This window comes from Bartonella sp. CL162QHHD, assembly GCF_042195435.1.
Taxonomy (GTDB): Bacteria; Pseudomonadota; Alphaproteobacteria; order Rhizobiales; family Rhizobiaceae; genus Bartonella.
In genome coordinates, this window is sequence record NZ_JBHIOG010000050.1 from 39,762 (window position 1) to 56,757 (window position 16,996).

Sequence of the window (16,996 nt, forward strand, 5' to 3'; positions counted from 1 at the left end):
TAAATTTTCTTTACACGATAATGTCGCTGTTATCATTTTTTGTAGTGGATGGTGACATCTGTACGGTTATCTTTTTAGGTTTTAATTCAGCTGGCATTTCCCTTTTAAGCTGAATATGAAGAAGTCCATCTCCAAGTTCTGCCCCAATAACCTTAACATGATCAGCTAAATGAAAACGCCGTTCAAAAGCACGCGAAGCAATACCTCGATAAAGGAATTCTCGCTCTTCATCATCATTTTTAGACTTTCTGTCTCCCTTAACGATCAGCTGGTTACAATGCGTTTCAATATCAATTTCATCTTGAGAAAAACCAGCAACAGCCATAGAAATTCTATAAGAATCTTCAGTTAAACGCTCGATATTATAAGGGGGATAAGAAGAAACTTCGTCTGGTTGTGTTCTAGAATCAAACCAGTTAAAAAGATGATCAAAACCTACTGTGGAACGATAAAATGGTGAAAAATCTACTTGACGCATAATATTGCCCTCCTCTAGAGCGACTATAATTTATAACTAATTCACAAAGTTCCCACATGGCAAACTTACTTGTGAACCTGCGGCCCCATCATGGCAACCGCACTATATTATCTAGTAATCGTTTTTCTTTATTTCAACTCTTTGGGACCTAAATTGATAAAAACTATCTAAAAAGCAATATACCCCTTTTTAAATCCTTTTTCTTCATTACATAAATGTCAAAGCACTAAGCAGCAAATACACTGTAAAGGATTTCAATTGGAAACACCTCTTTATCCCATAGACTGGGGGGCCACTCCTCTTAATGTCCATCATGGTACTCTTAAAATAGCAATAGATCATGAAATTCGTTTTGCTATAACATATCCTGAGGTGGAAAAATCTAAGGGAACAATTGTTATTCTCAAAAGCTACGCAAATGCTTTAGAAAAATATTTTTTATTAATAAATGAAATTTCTAAACGCGGTTTTCATACAGCAATATTTGACTGGTTTGATCAAGAAAAAACATCCCTCAAGATAAGAAAACAAAACAGACATCATTATTTTGATATAAATAACGATATTAATGACTTATATAAATTTCTTAAAAATATTGTTTATCCTAATTGTCCGCCACCTTACTCTATGCTTGCCTACGGCATAGGTGGATTGATAGCACTTAGCGGATTAGATCTCATTAATCATCAGTTTAATAGATTGCTCTGTGTTTCTCCCCTTTTTGCTCCATTCGGCAATAAAACAAATGGTTTTCAACATAAATTAACACAATTTCTTTCTGATATAGGTCTTGGCTTTATACCAGCGAAAGATGGTAAAAAATTAAACAAAACAAAACAAAAAAATATACAATTGGGACACATACATAAAGTGCCGCTCTCTTCCATTAAGCCCCCAACATCCCAATGGATAGCATCAGTATTTAATGCGATTGATTCTGTGAAGAGAAATGTACTTCATGGAGATTTACGAATCCCAACACTCTTTATTCTTGCCAATCAAAATAATATTGCAAACAACATTGAAGTGCAGCAATTATGCCAACACACACGTCTGACAGAAAGTATTACTATTACAGGCGCTGAACTGGATACAATTATGGTTAACGAAGATTATAAAAAGCAATTTTGGGCTGCATTTGATGCATTTATTCCCGATAATGTATCTGTAAAATAACACTAAACCTTAATTCTGCTCCGCCCTATCAAAAAAGAAATTTTCTACGAGCATTGGATCTACAAACACTTTTTAATATAATGGATTTTACTTTCCAACCACTCATATGATTCGTTTTCTAGCCTCTACAGACAAGCCATGACCTAAATATTCACCACGCATTCTAATAAAAAAACTAATATACAAAGTATATCATTACATTAAACAATATTATTTTATATCATAAAAAATAACTTAATAAAAAACTATTTATATAAATAAAAATAATAAATCTATCTTAATATAACATGATACATATTTATAAATAAAGCATCAAAATACTATTTTTGATTTGTTATAAAATACTCATTTAATATTATATCTAGAAAAATAATATTTTTCATCTATTTAAGGAAAAAAACTGGAAATAAAGCGCATTTATAATATTTATTACAAATCTCTATAAAAACAAACAACTATAAAATTTCTATTTCTTAGGAGAACTTTTTAAAAACAATAAATTAACATAATATTCTTTTAATTTCTCGATATAGGAAGTCCCTACAATAATGGTTTTCATAAGTTTTTTAATGGAATTCTGATAATAATCAGCAAATTTAAAAGAAAAGATAGCAATGAATCATCTTAGAAGTTTTAGAGCCCCCCTTCTTTTTTCAAAATCACATATATTTCGAATTTAACCAACTCACAACGAATATGCTGTATTCTGAATAAGAATGTAAGAATTAACCATTTTGCCATTCATTTCAATTATGAGCATTTTACCATCTTTTTTCTAAATACTCTATATTGTATAATTGATGCGGCAAAACTCTGACAAATGGAGCCATTGGAACATAATCATGAAACGAATCCTGCTCGCAGAAGATGATAACGATATGCGTCGCTTTCTCGTAAAAGCCTTAGAACGTGCAGGCTACGAAGTCGCCGATTTCGATAATGGTATTAGCGCATATGAACGTTTACAAGAAGAGCCATTTTCCCTTCTCCTGACTGATATTGTGATGCCAGAGATGGACGGAATCGAACTTGCACGACGTGCTACTGAGATTGACCCTGATTTACGAGTAATGTTCATTACAGGTTTTGCAGCAGTAGCACTCAATTCAAATAGTGATGCCCCTCCTGATGCAAAGGTTCTCTCTAAGCCATTTCACTTACGTGAACTCGTCAATGAAGTTGAAAAGATCCTTATCGCTGCTTAAAAAGTATTTTTAAAGTTATTTGCATCTGTTGAAAGAGAAAATGAAATTAGGCATTGACGTTTGGCATTCTATATGGTGTATGCAACATCAATGAATGGGCGTGTAGCTCAGCGGGAGAGCACTACGTTGACATCGTAGGGGTCACAGGTTCAATCCCTGTCACGCCCACCATTGCATTTTATATCAACAATAACTTATTGGTTTTCCAAGTGTTTTTTGCTATGAGGGATACCTTAATAAAGTTAAGGGAATAGGATTTTCTAACATTTCTCTACAACAGTAGCATTTTCTTTTCTTTGCGCTTCGCTAATCATCTCTAATAATGTTTTGAATGCTTCTAAATCCTCTTGTGAAAAATCCTCTAAAGTTCTAAAAAACATGCCAACAGCTTCACGCCTCAACGGATCAGAAGTCTTGATTGTAAAACTTTTGCGACAAGCATAGGCTTCTGTTCTAAAAAATATTGTTTATTTCCTGATCTATCCCCTGTTTTTCTTAATTCTTTCATGTCTATTGGTATACACTTGTTGTCCAAACAGTTAGATATAACCACAGTCACTTCGATAGATATAAAACACTTAACCTTAGAGCTGTATTTTGAGTTTACCAATTACAGATTATAATAAAATATTAAAAATAGTAAAAAAAACACGATAAAAGAAAATTTTTTCATTCTAAAAATACATTGATTTATAATCATGTTTTATTGTTTGCCATGTTCAATGAGAAATCCGAATATCGTAATGTTTTCTCATTTCAAACCTAATTTATATTGAATCAAACAAAACCGTCTCTCTTACACGTCATAAGAGGAATTAGTATTAAGTAAAAATTGTATAAAAAAGCACAAAAATGCCGATAAATGCCTTAAGTGCTAAGATCTATTGCAACATCGGAGGCTGACAAATAGGCAAAGTATATGATAGCGTCAGCTTATTTCTTCATAAGTGTAAAGATGATGGAGCTCAATGGATTTATCATTGTACCATTCACGAGTGCCAGCGTGAAGTGAGCTTTAAGAGATATCTCTTAAAACAAAGCCTGTAAAATGGCATTCTCCTCACACTATATTCTTATTGAAATAATGATCACCTTGAACCGTGTGAGTTTAGATCTTCAGATCTCATCTGCATAACATTTTAATGTGATTGTTATCCAATATTAAAATACTTCTAACATGATGTACAAACTATAAAGAAATAAGAAAAAACATTTGAAAATGTAAATATGAAATCTAAAAATTTAACTCTAAGATACAATCTATCTTCATTCATATAAATACACAGTATACATTCTTAAACCTATAAGACTAAGAAAACCTAAACATTGATGCAACCTATAACCCTACCTGAGAAAAAGTGACAATCATGTTAAATCAAATTGTCCGCAAGTGTCTCTCATTGAAAAAAACAATATCTTATCTGGACGGCACATATAACAACTTTTTATACGAAAAAACTATAAAGAAGTAATTCGTTATGAATCACAGCTTCCAAGACAAGAAGATATTCCCTACCTCTTGTGCCGTCTGTAAATTCTCATCATAAACAGTTCTAAATCGAATCCATCATGCCTTGTATCTAATCAAAATCGATCTTACCAAAGATCATGCTGAAAAACGTAATAATATTATTCATAAAAAATAAAAAAAATCACAATAGATGTTTTTTGGCAATTTCACCAGCATTAGCCGCAATGCTTAAATCTAATCTAAGAAATAAAATATTCATTTTCAGAAAGATGAAAAGAAGCTCGTAAAAAAGAGTTTTTGCAATCTGTTTCCTAAAGCATGTGATATAGTAGCAACACGCGGCAAGAATATGCAATGCTAAAGTTTCAGCAATCAAAAGCAATTTTTACTGAAAAAAGAGAAAACAGCATCATTTTATACTAAAACAGTCAACAGAAAACGTTTAGCAACAAAATCAACCAAAAAACATCAAAAAGGTTCGGGAGTTTACAGAAAAATAAGCTAATAGAATAAAAGGAAAACTCTCTAACTTTTTATAGCCTATTAATATCATTTAAACATGGTGATCCCGACAGGATTCGAACCTGTGACCCACGGCTTAGAAGGCCGTTGCTCTATCCAGCTGAGCTACGGGACCCAACTGATTATTTTCTCAATTCAAAATAGCATCTTTAATTCAATGTGTCCAAGAATGCTGCCGATCACTGCGAAAATTATCAGAATAAGAAATAGCACGTCGAATCGACGTATGTTTCTTTTCTACACGGTAAGAGATAGCATTCTTACGCGCAAAAGCAATCGCTTCTTCCTTCCTATTAAATCGGATTCTTACCTGATTATTCATATCAGACGTTGCCGTGTACCCCATAAGAGGTTCAAGCATTTTCGCTTTCACCGGCTCATACTCTAGAATCCAAAAACCTGTATTCCCCTTACCTGACTGCATAGCTGTCTTAGCAGGACTATAAATACGTGCGATCATGCCTTTTTCCTTCAGATTACACAACGCTTGAATGATAGTTTCTCACCACACGTACCCAATTGGGTCATTCTCACACACTCAATCAAATATGGTCGGAGCGATAGGATTCGAACCTACGACCCCCTGATCCCAAATCAGGTGCGCTACCAGGCTGCGCTACGCTCCGCCATTTACATTTACTTGATGCACATTTCCTAAAATTTTCACAACAGAAGTGCAAGAGAAAAACACACTTTTTTTTAATTTTGTTGCATTTCTTTACAAAAAAGCACATTTTTAAATTTTTTTCCCTACTCAATAACAGATTTATTAACAAGTAGTAGAAAATAACCTCCGTAGAAAATCCAATCTATATTAAAAAAGAATGAATTTCTCTATAAGGACTTCATAATTTTTGTCCTTTTTTAAGCAAGCTCTCACTGTATCAAAATGCATTCCACAGATACAATTTTAGAAAAAAATGACTTAAATATCATAGAAAAACTTTTCCAAAGAGCACATAAGCCAAAAAATTCAGCTGTATTAAGCTTTTTCCTCTCTTTTTCTATCTTCCCAAAGACGCTTTTATTAAAAATTCTAGAATCTTCTACAATCCAAATCCATAAACAACAAACATTTTTTCAAAGCACAAAGATTTTATTATAAATAAAATAAAGCGCTCTTTTTAGAAAAATTTTCAAATGCGAAGATGGAAAGAATTCAACATCATACAATAAAATCTCAAAGCTATTTAAAATAAACACATGATAAAAGTAAAAAATATTATTTTTTACTTTTATATAGATATCCAAAAAGGAGAAAATTTAAATGACTTGTCTTTCCACGTATTGAAACGATAGTAGAAGGACAGAATAAGTAAGCCATGATAAGGAGTATTTACGGATTTCTTCTATTCAAAACTTCAGCAATAACAGAACGTGTTATTTTTCTTTTTCTTTGTAATGCCAACTGATCAACAAAATCAATAACACGCTTCAATGAAAATAAAGAACGTTCACAACGACTTACAAGATAATAAACCGTATCTGGATGTACAATAAGTTGCCTATCTGAAAAAAGCTTAAATGCAACAGCTGTTAACAATGCATCATCAGGCTGATTAATTTCAACGAACATCACCGAATTAAGACGACTTTTTAGATCATTTAACATTAAATTCCAAGCGGAAGGAAGTGTTTGTGCCGTCATCAATAAAGTAGCCTGTCGTGCATCAAGATTTGCTTGCTTAATACTGTTAATTAAATGAAAAAGTTCTGTCTCATTGATTTCACCTGTATCAATATCCTCTATTAAAAATGATCTGCCTAAAGAAGCCATAGTAATAGCCTGATCAATTTCATTGTGCTGAATCCTGAAAGCATCTGCTTTTTGGAGCCATATATTAGAAAAGTGCGTTTTTCCAGAGCCTTCTTTACCAACCAAAACTGCAATAGGTAAGCTCCAATTGGGCCAGTGATCAATAAGCTGAAAAGCCATACGATTGCTTTCCGTTACCACTAAATCCTCAAATTGAAAAATCGGATCATAGGGAAAATTTAAAGATAATTGCGTTTCACGCCCATTCATTTTAGCGGCTCCGAATTTCCGCTTCGCGAATACATCTGAGAACTCAGATAAGTATGAAGAGCAAAACGAACTAAAACGCCAACAGCCGCGGCCGCAGGAATAGCAACAAGCATACCAGTAAAACCAAAGAGTGAAGAAAAAGCAAAAAGTGAAAACATCAACCATACGGGATGTAATCCCACTGATGAACCTACAAGCTTGGGTTGAAGGATATAACCTTCAATAAACTGACCAATTAAAAAAAGTGCCATCACAACGATGATTCCCCCCCAATTATTGGGATAAAACTGGACCCATGCAATACCAACAGAAAGGACCAAACCACTCATTGTGCCGATATAAGGAACAAAGCTAATAAGACCAATAAACATACCAATCAAAAGACTAAAATTGAGTCCTGCAATCGTTAAACCAATAGCATAATAGCCTCCCAATATGAGACAAACTGTTCCTTGTCCACGAACAAAGCCTGCAATAGCTCTATCCATTTCATGAAAAATACTACGAACAGTTTCAAGATGATCACGCGGTATTAACGAATCGATTGCTGTTACCATACGTGGCCAATCTAATAACATATAAAATGCCACCACAGGTGCCACAACAAATAGGCTAACGATATTAACGATTGATTTTCCTGACTTTAAAAGTGAATTCAAAAGAGACGTAATAAAATCCGAACCTTCTCCCAAAAATCCTTTAATATTATTCCGTAATTCATTTGGATCACTTCCAAAATAGCGCCTTAACCAATCAAAATCATGCTCAACAAAAAAGGTTTGAATACGATTAATGTAAACAGGTAAACCATCACTCATAAATTGCTGTATTTGCCAACTAATAACAGGAATCAAAATAATTAAAGCAGCAACAAAGGTAATAACAATAAATAGGGTGATAAGGACAGTCCCAAACACACGACGAATACCAAATTTTTCAAGTAATTGAACAATGGGATTGAGAAAATAAGCCAACACAATCCCTGCCACAAAAGGAAGCAAAATTGATCCAAAAACAAACATAAAAAAAATGAAAAAAATCAGCGTACCAAGCCAAAAAAAGATTTGCCTTTTCATATTATTCGGCAAAGGTAATTGAGTATACGCTGGCACATAAGTCTTATAACGATCACGAGATGTATTCTCACTCACTTTCTTTCTCATAAGCTGCCAAGAGGACTGTCCGTGATTATCTGATATCTTGCTCATAAAATATCCTAAAAATTCTTCACAAAAAATTATAAACAACTTCAAAATAAGGTACAAGAAAAGTTGCTTATTTTCTTATCAATATCTCTTGCAGAGAGAACTCTATCATGGCATTGCATAATATCAAAACCTGATTTTCCATTAAAGGAAGGCTCCAATGAGCAATCAAGATCTTACAAATAATAAATCCAAGGCTGGGGATAAATCCAAAGCTGGTCTTACCTACGCAAAAGCCGGTGTAAACATCGATATGGGTAATGCCATGGTAGAAAAAATTAAACCCTTTATACGCGCAACAAAACGAGCCGGAACAGATGCAGAAATTGGCGGTTTTGGTGGACTTTTTGATTTAAAAGCAGCAGGCTTTACGGATCCTATCCTAGTAGCAGCCAATGATGGTGTGGGAACAAAATTAAAAATTGCCATTGAAGTAGGTCACCATAACACTGTAGGTATTGATCTTGTAGCTATGTGTGTCAATGATTTACTCGTACAAGGGGCTGAACCTCTCTTTTTTCTGGATTATTTTGCAACTGGAAAGCTTGACCCTGAACAAGGAGCTGCGATTGTTTCCGGTATTGCAGAAGGATGTAAACAAGCCGGTGCTGCTCTTATTGGAGGAGAAACTGCAGAAATGCCAGGAATGTATGCAGAGGGAGATTATGATCTAGCTGGTTTTGCTGTTGGAGCATGCGAACGTAGCAAGTTACTCCCTTCAAAAGATTTGACAGAAGGTGATATTATATTAGGTCTAAGCGCCTCTGGAATTCATTCCAATGGCTTTTCGCTTGTTCGACGAATCATCCAGCAAAATTATCTCAAATGGAATGACCCTGCCCCTTTTTCCCCCGAAAGCAGCCTTGGTATAGCACTTCTTACACCAACACGCATTTATGTAAAATCGCTTCTTCCCATCATGAGAAAATATGAAGGGATTAAAGCTCTTGCTCATATTACGGGTGGAGGTTTTCCTGAAAATATTCCACGTGTCCTTCCATCCTCTCTCTGCGCTGAAGTTAATCTTTCTAACATCAATGTTCCAGCAGTATTTTCATGGATTGCCAAACAAGGTAAAATAGAAGAAACAGAAATGTTAAGAACATTTAATTGTGGTATTGGCATGATCATTATCGTAGCACAGCATGCAGCTGAAACAATTACACAAGCTCTTGAAAGAAAAGGAGAGACTGTAACTCCCCTTGGCATTTTAACAAAATGCCAAGATCAAAATAAAGGAATACTTTATAAAGGGGTACTGCATTTATGAAAAAACAAATCGTCGTTTTCATTTCTGGTAATGGATCCAATATGGTCGCCCTTGCTCAAGCTAGTCAACAAACGGCATATCCTGCTGAAATCGTTGCGGTTATTTGCGATAATCCGCGTGCCAACGGTATTGAAAAAGCGCAAAACCATAACTTACCTATTCATATTGTTGATCGTAAAATTTACAAAACAAAAGAAGAGCATGAAGAAAATATTTTTACAATTTTAAATCAATATAAACCGGATTTTCTCTGCTTTGCAGGGTATATGCGCCTTATCTCACCACGTTTTGTAAAACTTTATGAAGGACGAATTTTAAACATTCATCCTTCTCTTTTGCCTTCATTTAAAGGCTTAAACACACATGAAAAAGCTTTACAAGCAGGTGTAAAAATCACGGGTTGCACTGTTCACCTTGTTACAGAAGACATGGATGCAGGAAAAATCCTTGCCCAAGCAGCCGTTCCAGTCTATCCCCATGATACTGCTGAGTGCTTAGCACAAAGAGTTCTTAAAGCAGAGCATAAACTCTATCCCGAAGCCTTAAAAGCATTTATTGAAGGGAAGAGCAAAATGGTCGATACGCAACAACAGCTTTTATCTTTTTGAGTGTATCAACAATCTATTAATCAGCATATTTCAATGCTTTACACATAGTTTTTGCTCAGTATCTACAATTGAAAATCTCTATGAAATATTGACATAATAGAGTCCATATCTTCATAAATTTTTGCACAAAATATGTAATTTTTTGAATTTTAGTTCATTTTTAAAATTTTTCTTCTTTATTCAATTCTATGACATTATCATAAGCTCTATTTATCAAAATACTCTCGTATTTCGCCTAAAAAATCTTAAAATACGCAATTTTCTATTGCATAAATTTTTGTTTATGACGAAAGTGTTTCTTTAACTGTTACAGCTAACTGTTTGAGTGTAAAAGGTTTAGATAAAAAACCAAAAACAGCATCTTGTGGAAGATTTTTAGCAAAGGCATCTTTTGCATATCCAGAAACGAAAAGAAATTTGATATCAGGATAGTTTTTACGGACTTCCTTCAATAAAGTGGGCCCATCCATTTCTGGCATCACCACATCGGAAACAATAATATCAACTTCTCCTTTTTGTTCCTCAAGAATAGAGAGTGCTTCCACCCCACTTGCTGCCTCTAAAACCGTATATCCTCTCATTTGAAGAGCTCTTACCCCCCCCATTCTGACCGCATCTTCATCTTCAACCAATAAAACAGTCGCAGATCCTGTTAAGTCTATATTTTTATCTTTCTCTTCATCTTTTTCAATCTTTTGAGAAATTTCTCCTTTTATATTGGGGATATAACGGGGAAGAAAAATATGAAATGTTGCTCCTTCACCTTCTTTACTTTCACAATAAATGTACCCACCGCTCTGCTTGATAATTCCATAAACCATTGATAAACCAAGTCCTGTTCCTTTTCCAACTTCTTTTGTTGTAAAAAATGGCTCAAACATTTTTTCTTGTATAGCAGCAGATATACCAGCCCCTGTATCTGAAATAGTCAATTGCACATACTCGCCAATTGCTAAACCAAGATGATTAAATTCAGCACTTTGTTGCTTTGTAATATTGTTTGTCGCAATCGTAACAATACCTCCATCTAACATGGCATCACGCGCATTAATAACCAAATTCATAATAACACGCTGGAAAGATGCTTGATCAACTTCAACGCTCCACAAATCTCTTCCATGGATAATTTTTAACTGAATATTATTCCCCAAAAGTGGTAAAATAAGATTGCGGATATCTGATAAAAATTCAGTAAAATCAACTTCTTCAGGTCGAAGTGTTTGCTTTCTAGAAAAAGCTAATAATTGCTGTACAAGAGCAGCTGCTCGATTAGCATTATTTTTAATATTGATCAGATCAGCATGAGCAGGATCAGAACTACGATGCGTATTTAAAAGAAGATCACACGACATTAAAATTGCTGTTAAAACATTATTAAAATCATGAGCAATACCGCCAGCCAATTGTCCTACAGCTTGCATCTTCTGACTTTGCATCATTTTGTCTTCAAGTGTTTTTTGTTCGGTTGTTTCAATCACAGAGATAATAAGCAAATCTTGCAATGCATCACCATGATAAGGCGGTACAGACATAATATGGAGTCGTAAATGGCATTCTTCATTTTTTTCTAAAACAGTTTCTAGAGAAACAAAATAATTTTTATTTGTCGCAATTCTCTGAAAAGAACGCTCTAACTGCACACAATCACGACGAGAAATAACATCATAAAAATTGACAGCTTTGTCCATACATCCCGTGAGTGATGAAAAAGCTTTATTCATATGAATCAATTGCCCTGCATGATCCACCACGGCTATTGCAAAAGGACTCGCATCAAAATATTCTCCTAATATACTGGGTAATTTTAATTGATCGTCCTCTTCTTTTTGTATTTGTTGTGGAATGATCACAATACGATAAATGGCCTCCTCTTCTAAGAGAGAAGAAACAGATATAAGACAATGGAATATTTTCTCACAAGTCGTGTGTGAATTTAAACATAACGAAAACCTATAAGGTAAAGAGTAACCTGAACTTTGATATCTGTTGGTTTGCAAACAGATATCACTCCATGAGCTCTTAGCGCCAACGCTATCAAATAACGAATCAAAATTATATTGACCAATTGAGAAATTCGCTAAATCAATTGAAAACCATTCGGCAAAAATCGCATTGGCATAAAGAATAGTTCCATGTCTATTAACGGATACAAAACCAATAGGGGCTTGATCCAAGTGATTGATAGCCTCTTGAAGGTTCGAGAAAAAAACTTCTCGCGTTTGTTGTAAATGCGAAATATCAGTAATACGCCAAAATAAAAGCTTTTTTTTCTGTTTTGTGATAGGCTGCACGGAAATGTTATACCAAACAGATTTTTTTGGTGTAGAATCGGTAAAAATTGGTTGTTCTACTCTCAATTCCTCTTGCGCTGCAAGATTATTACAGGCAGCAACCTTTAAGCGATACGAGAGTGCACCTGCTCCTGGAAGATCAGCAATAACCATATAACAAGACACTTCAGGCTTATAGGTCAGAATTTTTTGATAGTTTTGATTAGAATAATAAACAAAACCAGAAAGATCAGAGATTACAATTGCATCATCGCTCCTATTAAAGATGCTAAAATCAAAATCTTCATGCGACCACACATGATATCTTAAAATGCCCATTCCACACAAAACGAGTGTTGCAACACCGATAATTGCTAGAATCAAAAAAGATATTGATATCGCCTTTTGCAAATAGCTTTGTGGATAAAAAAAACCTAAAATACCCACAATGAAAAGAAAAACTAATATAAAAACAACACCAAAAATCACAACTCTTCGATGAACAGAAGACACTGATCTTTTATTATTATCAAAACCTTTATCCATCTCTCATTGCCTTAGATTTAGCTGTTTCTTATATCACAAAACTTCCTTTATATTCATTGTTATAAAGTATATACTATGATATTATCTTTCTAAGAAAGCTCACTTAATGTTAAAAATTTTATTTCTTGTATTTAAGTGAGCCTTTTAAGGGTGTATTTATAAATTTATCTCGATAAAAAACGATATTTTCACACAAAAATGGGAGAAAATCTATGTATATCTGGTTATCAGAGCAAATAGGTGTATCTGCTGCGAAAATAACGATAAGCTCTTTGTTTTTTATAATAACAATCACAGCTATTACCATAATTATCTTGTTTTTACGTCGTTTAAGTACGAGAAGATTCAGCATTAATAGAAAAAAAAGTCTATCACGATTAGCATTATGTGAAGTAATTTCTATAGATCGAGCACGCCGCCTTGTTTTAGTCCGTTGCGATAATAAAGAACATTTGCTCCTTATTGGCGGATTAACAGATGTAGTTGTAGAATCCGATATTACAGGTACATCTAAAATACAAAAGAGAGAAACACACACACATCTAAATTCCGCCCCTACAGAAAGAAACAACATATCGGATAAAAATCCCTCTCCTTTTACGAATCAAGCGGTAAAAGATTCAGCAATCACCGCCGAAATTGAGGGGCGGCAAGAACCATCTTTATTCATTCCTACTCCTCAAAAATAAAAATACACAATTTTATCACCACGAATTTCGTTTTTTATCATTTCAATGACCTTAATCATCGCGATAAACTCTTTCACGTCGTTCGTGACGTTCTTGCGCTTCCAATGACAAAACGGCTATCGGCCGAGCCTCAAGACGCTTTATACTAATGGGCTCGCCGGTTTCTTCACAAAAACCGTATGTCCCATTATCAATGCGCTCTAAAGCAGCATCTATTTTTGAAATAAGTTTCCTCTGACGATCACGAGCACGTAATTCGATTGTACGATCAGTTTCACAAGAAGCCCGATCAGTCAAATCGGGTTGACCAACATTCTCTTCCTGCAAATTTTCCAAAGTCTCACGAGCTTCTTTTAATATATCATTCTTCCAAGAAACCAGTTTAGCACGAAAATACGCCTTTTGCCGCTCATTCATAAAAGGCTCATCTTCACTAGGGCGATATTGACCATCAATCTCTTCGCTCATGCAATAAAAAACCTCCACATATGCTATGTGCGGTCTATATATTGTGCAATACCCATCAACACAAGAGTAAAATGTCTTTTCATAACAATTGACGAATATGTCTAAATGCACTGTTTAGGTTTAATCGCTTTTTATGTAGATTGGATTCTTGATCAAATCTCATCCAGAATCATTTTTCTCGCTTATTGAAAAACTTTTAAAAGAAGGAAATCTAATATCAGATATCAGAGCCATCCCTCCCCTACTCTCTCATTCATTGTTTAAAGTCTAAATGAAGCAACAATAAATCATTTCATCAATGCAAAAAAATAAAATCTTTATAAAGGCAAAGTGTGATATTCACGTTTCAAATACATCAAAGCATCTTTTTCTTGATTACAGTTAATTGCAACAACCTCACCAATCAAAACACAATGGGTTGCGTGCTCATGCCAACAAATCAAACGACAATCAAACGATGCTAGAGCGTCTGAAAGACTAGGCGCCCCCGTTTGCAAAGCTCCCCATTGAGCAACATCAAAACGCTCATTTTGTGTAGAATTGCAACGCCTCGAAAAAACATCCGCTAATGAACGATGCTTTCCTGCCAAGCTATTAACACAAAAATTTCCATTCTCCATAAACACCTGATTCTTTAAATTATGGCGCATGAGACAAACAAGAAGGGTTGGAGGATCATCAGATAAAGAACAACACGCCGAAACAGTCACCCCGCGTCTTCCCTTAATACCATTTGTTGTCACAATATGCACAGCTCCTGCAAAAAGACTCATGGCATCTCGATATTCTTGGGAAGAAACCGCGATAGTATGTTTATGTTGAAGTTCAGGCATCAAATATGTTTTATGATTCGACATATCTTTCACTTATAAAGCTTTAAAATTTCAAGCGATCTTTCCATAAAAAGATCTATAATACATATTTTTTCTTTTCCGTCATAACACAAAAGATATTTGTGTATACACAGCGATATGATAAAAACTGCCAATCAAGGAGATTTTAATGCCCCATTCTCATCTCATTTCGCCTTCTCTCTTGGCTTCTGATTTTTCTAAACTTGGACAAGAAATGTTAGATGTTGTTGATGCTGGTGCAGATTGGCTTCATCTTGATATTATGGATGGGCACTTTGTTCCTAACATCACCTTTGGTCCTGAAATAATCAAGGCTCTACGCCCATTAACAAAAGCAATATTTGATGTCCACCTGATGATCGCACCAGTAGACCCTTATTTGGAAGCTTTTGCAAAAGCGGGTTCAGATATTATAACCATTCATGCTGAAGCAAGTCCACATCTTCATCGTTCATTACAAACAATCAAAAAAATGGGAAAAAAAGCAGGAATCGCACTCAATCCAAGCACCCCTGAACATGTACTTGAATATTTGCTTGATCAATTAGATCTCATTCTCATCATGACAGTCAATCCCGGTTTTGGTGGACAAAGTTTTATTCCAGAAATAAAAGATAAAATTAAGCGCGTTAAAAGCATGATTGCAAACCGCCCTATTGATCTTGAAGTTGATGGTGGTATCACCGTTGATACAATTGGGATAGCAGCAAAAGCTGGTGCAAATGTATTTGTCGCAGGCTCTGCAATTTATAAAGATGGAAATAAAGAGCTTTACAGAACACGTATTAATGCATTGCGCCAAGCCGCAATCCTCTCACAACAAGGAAAAAAATGATGATCGCACGTTATTCCCGCCCTGCAATGGTAACAATTTGGTCTCCCGAAACAAAATATCGTATTTGGTTTGAAATTGAAGCCCATGCCTGTGATGCCCTTGCTCACTTAGGGATTATTCCGAAAGAAGCCGCCAAAGTCATTTGGGAAAAAGGGGCAGCAGCTAAATTTGATGTCAATCGCATTGATGAAATTGAAGCAATTACCAAACATGATGTTATCGCATTTCTAACCCACCTAGCTGAATTCATTGGACCAGAAGCACGTTTTATCCACCAAGGCATGACATCATCTGATGTTCTCGATACAACGCTGAACATTCAATTGATGCGTGCGAGTGATATTTTGCTAAAGGATATAGATCAACTTCTTGAAGCATTAAAAAGACGTGCTTTTGAGCATAAAGAGACAATCACCATTGGGCGGAGTCATGGCATTCATGCTGAACCGACAACATTTGGAATCAAGTTTGCTCTTGCATACGCTGAATTTTCCCGTTGTCGCAAACGTCTTCTTGCAGCACGAGAAGAAATTTCTACTTGCGCGATTTCAGGAGCCGTAGGAACTTTTGCAAATATCGATCCACGCGTTGAAGAACATGTAGCAAAAGCCTTGAGGATGCGTGCTGAACCAGTTTCCACCCAAGTAATACCAAGAGATCGTCATGCTATGTTTTTTGCAACACTTGGTGTTATTGCTTCCTCTATTGAAAGGCTAGCGATAGAAATACGCCATTTACAACGAACAGAAGTTCTTGAAGCAGAGGAACATTTCTCACCTGGGCAAAAAGGTTCATCGGCAATGCCTCATAAACGTAATCCAGTTTTAACAGAAAATTTAACTGGATTAGCCCGTATGGTACGTGCATTTGCACTCCCAGCCATGGAAAATGTAGCACTTTGGCATGAACGTGATATTTCCCATTCATCTGTTGAGCGTTATATTGCTCCAGATGCGACTATTACACTTGATTTTGCTCTTTCTCGCCTCACATCTGTCATTGAAAATCTCATTGTCTATCCAGAAAATATGCAAAAAAATCTCAATAAATTCCGCGGTCTTGTTCACTCACAACGGGTTCTTTTAGCCCTCACACAAGCAGGGATTAGTCGTGAAGATTCTTATCGAATTGTACAACGAAATGCGATGAAAGTTTGGGAACAAGGAAAAGATTTTTTAGAAGAACTCCTCAACGACAAAGATGTTACCAAAGCTTTAAGTGAAGAAGAACTTCGCGAAAAATTTGATCTTTCTTACCACACCAAACATATCAATACGATTTTTAAACGTGTTTTTGAAGAACAATAAAGCGACATAGAAAACCAAAATCCATTCCACCTATGATCAAAAATCTGTTGTAACAAAGAAAACAAT

The 16,996-nt window shown here is 35.1% G+C and carries 14 protein-coding genes and 3 tRNA genes; 8 read left to right on the forward strand and 9 right to left on the reverse strand.

Translation table 11 applies throughout. The features are described 5' to 3' along the window. Positions 1-10 precede the first annotated feature (10 nt). A complete protein-coding gene (locus ACFILD_RS04660) occupies positions 11-478 on the reverse strand; it encodes an Hsp20 family protein (protein ID WP_375664092.1) in 468 nt (155 codons plus the stop codon). 258 nt (positions 479-736) lie between these two features. Between ACFILD_RS04660 and ACFILD_RS04665 the strand changes: the two genes are divergently transcribed. The 3 genes from ACFILD_RS04665 to ACFILD_RS04675 all read left to right on the forward strand — a co-directional run bounded on the left by ACFILD_RS04665 (position 737) and on the right by ACFILD_RS04675 (position 3,030). Further along, positions 737-1,654, forward strand: a complete 918-nt coding sequence (locus ACFILD_RS04665) for an alpha/beta hydrolase (RefSeq protein WP_375629406.1) — start codon at positions 737-739, stop codon at positions 1,652-1,654. A gap of 842 nt (positions 1,655-2,496) precedes the next feature. After that, positions 2,497-2,859, forward strand: a complete 363-nt coding sequence (cpdR, locus tag ACFILD_RS04670; RefSeq protein ID WP_005773448.1) for a cell cycle two-component system response regulator CpdR — start codon at positions 2,497-2,499, stop codon at positions 2,857-2,859. A 96-nt stretch (positions 2,860-2,955) separates the two neighbouring features. Next, positions 2,956-3,030: transfer RNA gene (locus tag ACFILD_RS04675), tRNA-Val, on the forward strand. Positions 3,031-4,890: 1,860 nt separating this feature from the next. Here ACFILD_RS04675 and ACFILD_RS04680 read toward each other — a convergent pair. The 5 genes from ACFILD_RS04680 to ACFILD_RS04700 all read right to left on the reverse strand — a co-directional run bounded on the left by ACFILD_RS04680 (position 4,891) and on the right by ACFILD_RS04700 (position 8,086). Next, positions 4,891-4,967 (reverse strand) — tRNA-Arg (locus ACFILD_RS04680). Between the two features lie 39 nt (positions 4,968-5,006). Further along, entirely contained in the window at positions 5,007-5,312 is a 306-nt protein-coding gene (locus tag ACFILD_RS04685) for an ETC complex I subunit (RefSeq protein WP_273791168.1), read from the reverse strand. 89 nt (positions 5,313-5,401) lie between these two features. After that, positions 5,402-5,478, reverse strand: a tRNA-Pro gene (locus ACFILD_RS04690). Between the two features lie 710 nt (positions 5,479-6,188). After that, the gene (gene hdaA, locus ACFILD_RS04695) at positions 6,189-6,878 is read right to left on the reverse strand and encodes a DnaA regulatory inactivator HdaA (protein ID WP_375664828.1); all 690 of its coding nucleotides are present in this window, start codon (positions 6,876-6,878) and stop codon (positions 6,189-6,191) included. Next, on the reverse strand, positions 6,875-8,086 hold the full coding sequence (locus tag ACFILD_RS04700) for an AI-2E family transporter (RefSeq protein ID WP_273791170.1): 1,212 nt from the start codon (positions 8,084-8,086) through the stop codon (positions 6,875-6,877). The genes hdaA and ACFILD_RS04700 overlap by 4 nt, the downstream gene beginning before the upstream one ends. A 157-nt stretch (positions 8,087-8,243) precedes the next feature. On the opposite strand from ACFILD_RS04700, the gene purM reads away from it, so the two are divergent. Next, positions 8,244-9,353, forward strand: coding sequence for a phosphoribosylformylglycinamidine cyclo-ligase (purM, locus tag ACFILD_RS04705; protein WP_273791171.1), 1,110 nt, complete (start codon positions 8,244-8,246; stop codon positions 9,351-9,353). Further along, on the forward strand, positions 9,350-9,961 hold the full coding sequence (gene purN / locus ACFILD_RS04710) for a phosphoribosylglycinamide formyltransferase (protein ID WP_375613082.1): 612 nt from the start codon (positions 9,350-9,352) through the stop codon (positions 9,959-9,961). Before purM ends, purN begins: the two co-directional genes overlap by 4 nt. 281 nt (positions 9,962-10,242) lie before the next feature. On the opposite strand, the gene ACFILD_RS04715 is transcribed toward purN, so the two are convergent. Next, positions 10,243-12,777: a response regulator gene (locus tag ACFILD_RS04715; RefSeq protein WP_375631258.1), complete on the reverse strand. Its 2,535-nt coding sequence runs from the start codon at positions 12,775-12,777 to the stop codon at positions 10,243-10,245. A 212-nt stretch (positions 12,778-12,989) separates the two neighbouring features. On the opposite strand from ACFILD_RS04715, the gene ACFILD_RS04720 reads away from it, so the two are divergent. Then, positions 12,990-13,466: a flagellar biosynthetic protein FliO gene (locus tag ACFILD_RS04720; RefSeq protein ID WP_273791174.1), complete on the forward strand. Its 477-nt coding sequence runs from the start codon at positions 12,990-12,992 to the stop codon at positions 13,464-13,466. A gap of 51 nt (positions 13,467-13,517) precedes the next feature. Here the strand turns inward: ACFILD_RS04720 and dksA are convergent, their stop codons facing one another. Together dksA and ACFILD_RS04730 are read right to left on the reverse strand one after the other, a co-directional pair. Next, complete coding sequence (gene dksA, locus ACFILD_RS04725; RefSeq protein ID WP_015856486.1) at positions 13,518-13,934, reverse strand: RNA polymerase-binding protein DksA; 417 nt, start codon at positions 13,932-13,934, stop codon at positions 13,518-13,520. A gap of 317 nt (positions 13,935-14,251) precedes the next feature. After that, the gene (locus ACFILD_RS04730; RefSeq protein WP_273791175.1) at positions 14,252-14,791 is read right to left on the reverse strand and encodes a flavin reductase; all 540 of its coding nucleotides are present in this window, start codon (positions 14,789-14,791) and stop codon (positions 14,252-14,254) included. A 145-nt stretch (positions 14,792-14,936) separates the two neighbouring features. Between ACFILD_RS04730 and rpe the strand changes: the two genes are divergently transcribed. After that, the gene (rpe, locus tag ACFILD_RS04735; protein ID WP_375637471.1) at positions 14,937-15,623 is read left to right on the forward strand and encodes a ribulose-phosphate 3-epimerase; all 687 of its coding nucleotides are present in this window, start codon (positions 14,937-14,939) and stop codon (positions 15,621-15,623) included. Further along, entirely contained in the window at positions 15,623-16,930 is a 1,308-nt protein-coding gene (gene purB / locus ACFILD_RS04740) for an adenylosuccinate lyase (protein WP_375631281.1), read from the forward strand. Before rpe ends, purB begins: the two co-directional genes overlap by 1 nt. The last annotated feature ends 66 nt before the right edge of the window (positions 16,931-16,996 follow it).

Excerpts from the sequence above, each read along its gene's own strand:
- cpdR (WP_005773448.1), top strand. The coding sequence starts at position 2,497 with ATGAAACGAATCCTGCTCGCAGAAGATGATAACGATATGCGTCGCTTT.
- purM (WP_273791171.1), top strand. The coding sequence starts at position 8,244 with ATGAGCAATCAAGATCTTACAAATAATAAATCCAAGGCTGGGGATAAA.
- dksA (WP_015856486.1), bottom strand. The coding sequence starts at position 13,934 with ATGAGCGAAGAGATTGATGGTCAATATCGCCCTAGTGAAGATGAGCCT.
- ACFILD_RS04715 (WP_375631258.1), bottom strand. The coding sequence starts at position 12,777 with ATGGATAAAGGTTTTGATAATAATAAAAGATCAGTGTCTTCTGTTCAT.
- purB (WP_375631281.1), top strand. The coding sequence starts at position 15,623 with ATGATCGCACGTTATTCCCGCCCTGCAATGGTAACAATTTGGTCTCCC.
- hdaA (WP_375664828.1), bottom strand. The coding sequence starts at position 6,878 with ATGAATGGGCGTGAAACGCAATTATCTTTAAATTTTCCCTATGATCCG.
- rpe (WP_375637471.1), top strand. The coding sequence starts at position 14,937 with ATGCCCCATTCTCATCTCATTTCGCCTTCTCTCTTGGCTTCTGATTTT.
- ACFILD_RS04720 (WP_273791174.1), top strand. The coding sequence starts at position 12,990 with ATGTATATCTGGTTATCAGAGCAAATAGGTGTATCTGCTGCGAAAATA.
- ACFILD_RS04730 (WP_273791175.1), bottom strand. The coding sequence starts at position 14,791 with ATGTCGAATCATAAAACATATTTGATGCCTGAACTTCAACATAAACAT.
- ACFILD_RS04685 (WP_273791168.1), bottom strand. The coding sequence starts at position 5,312 with ATGATCGCACGTATTTATAGTCCTGCTAAGACAGCTATGCAGTCAGGT.
- ACFILD_RS04660 (WP_375664092.1), bottom strand. The coding sequence starts at position 478 with ATGCGTCAAGTAGATTTTTCACCATTTTATCGTTCCACAGTAGGTTTT.
- ACFILD_RS04700 (WP_273791170.1), bottom strand. The coding sequence starts at position 8,086 with ATGAGCAAGATATCAGATAATCACGGACAGTCCTCTTGGCAGCTTATG.
- purN (WP_375613082.1), top strand. The coding sequence starts at position 9,350 with ATGAAAAAACAAATCGTCGTTTTCATTTCTGGTAATGGATCCAATATG.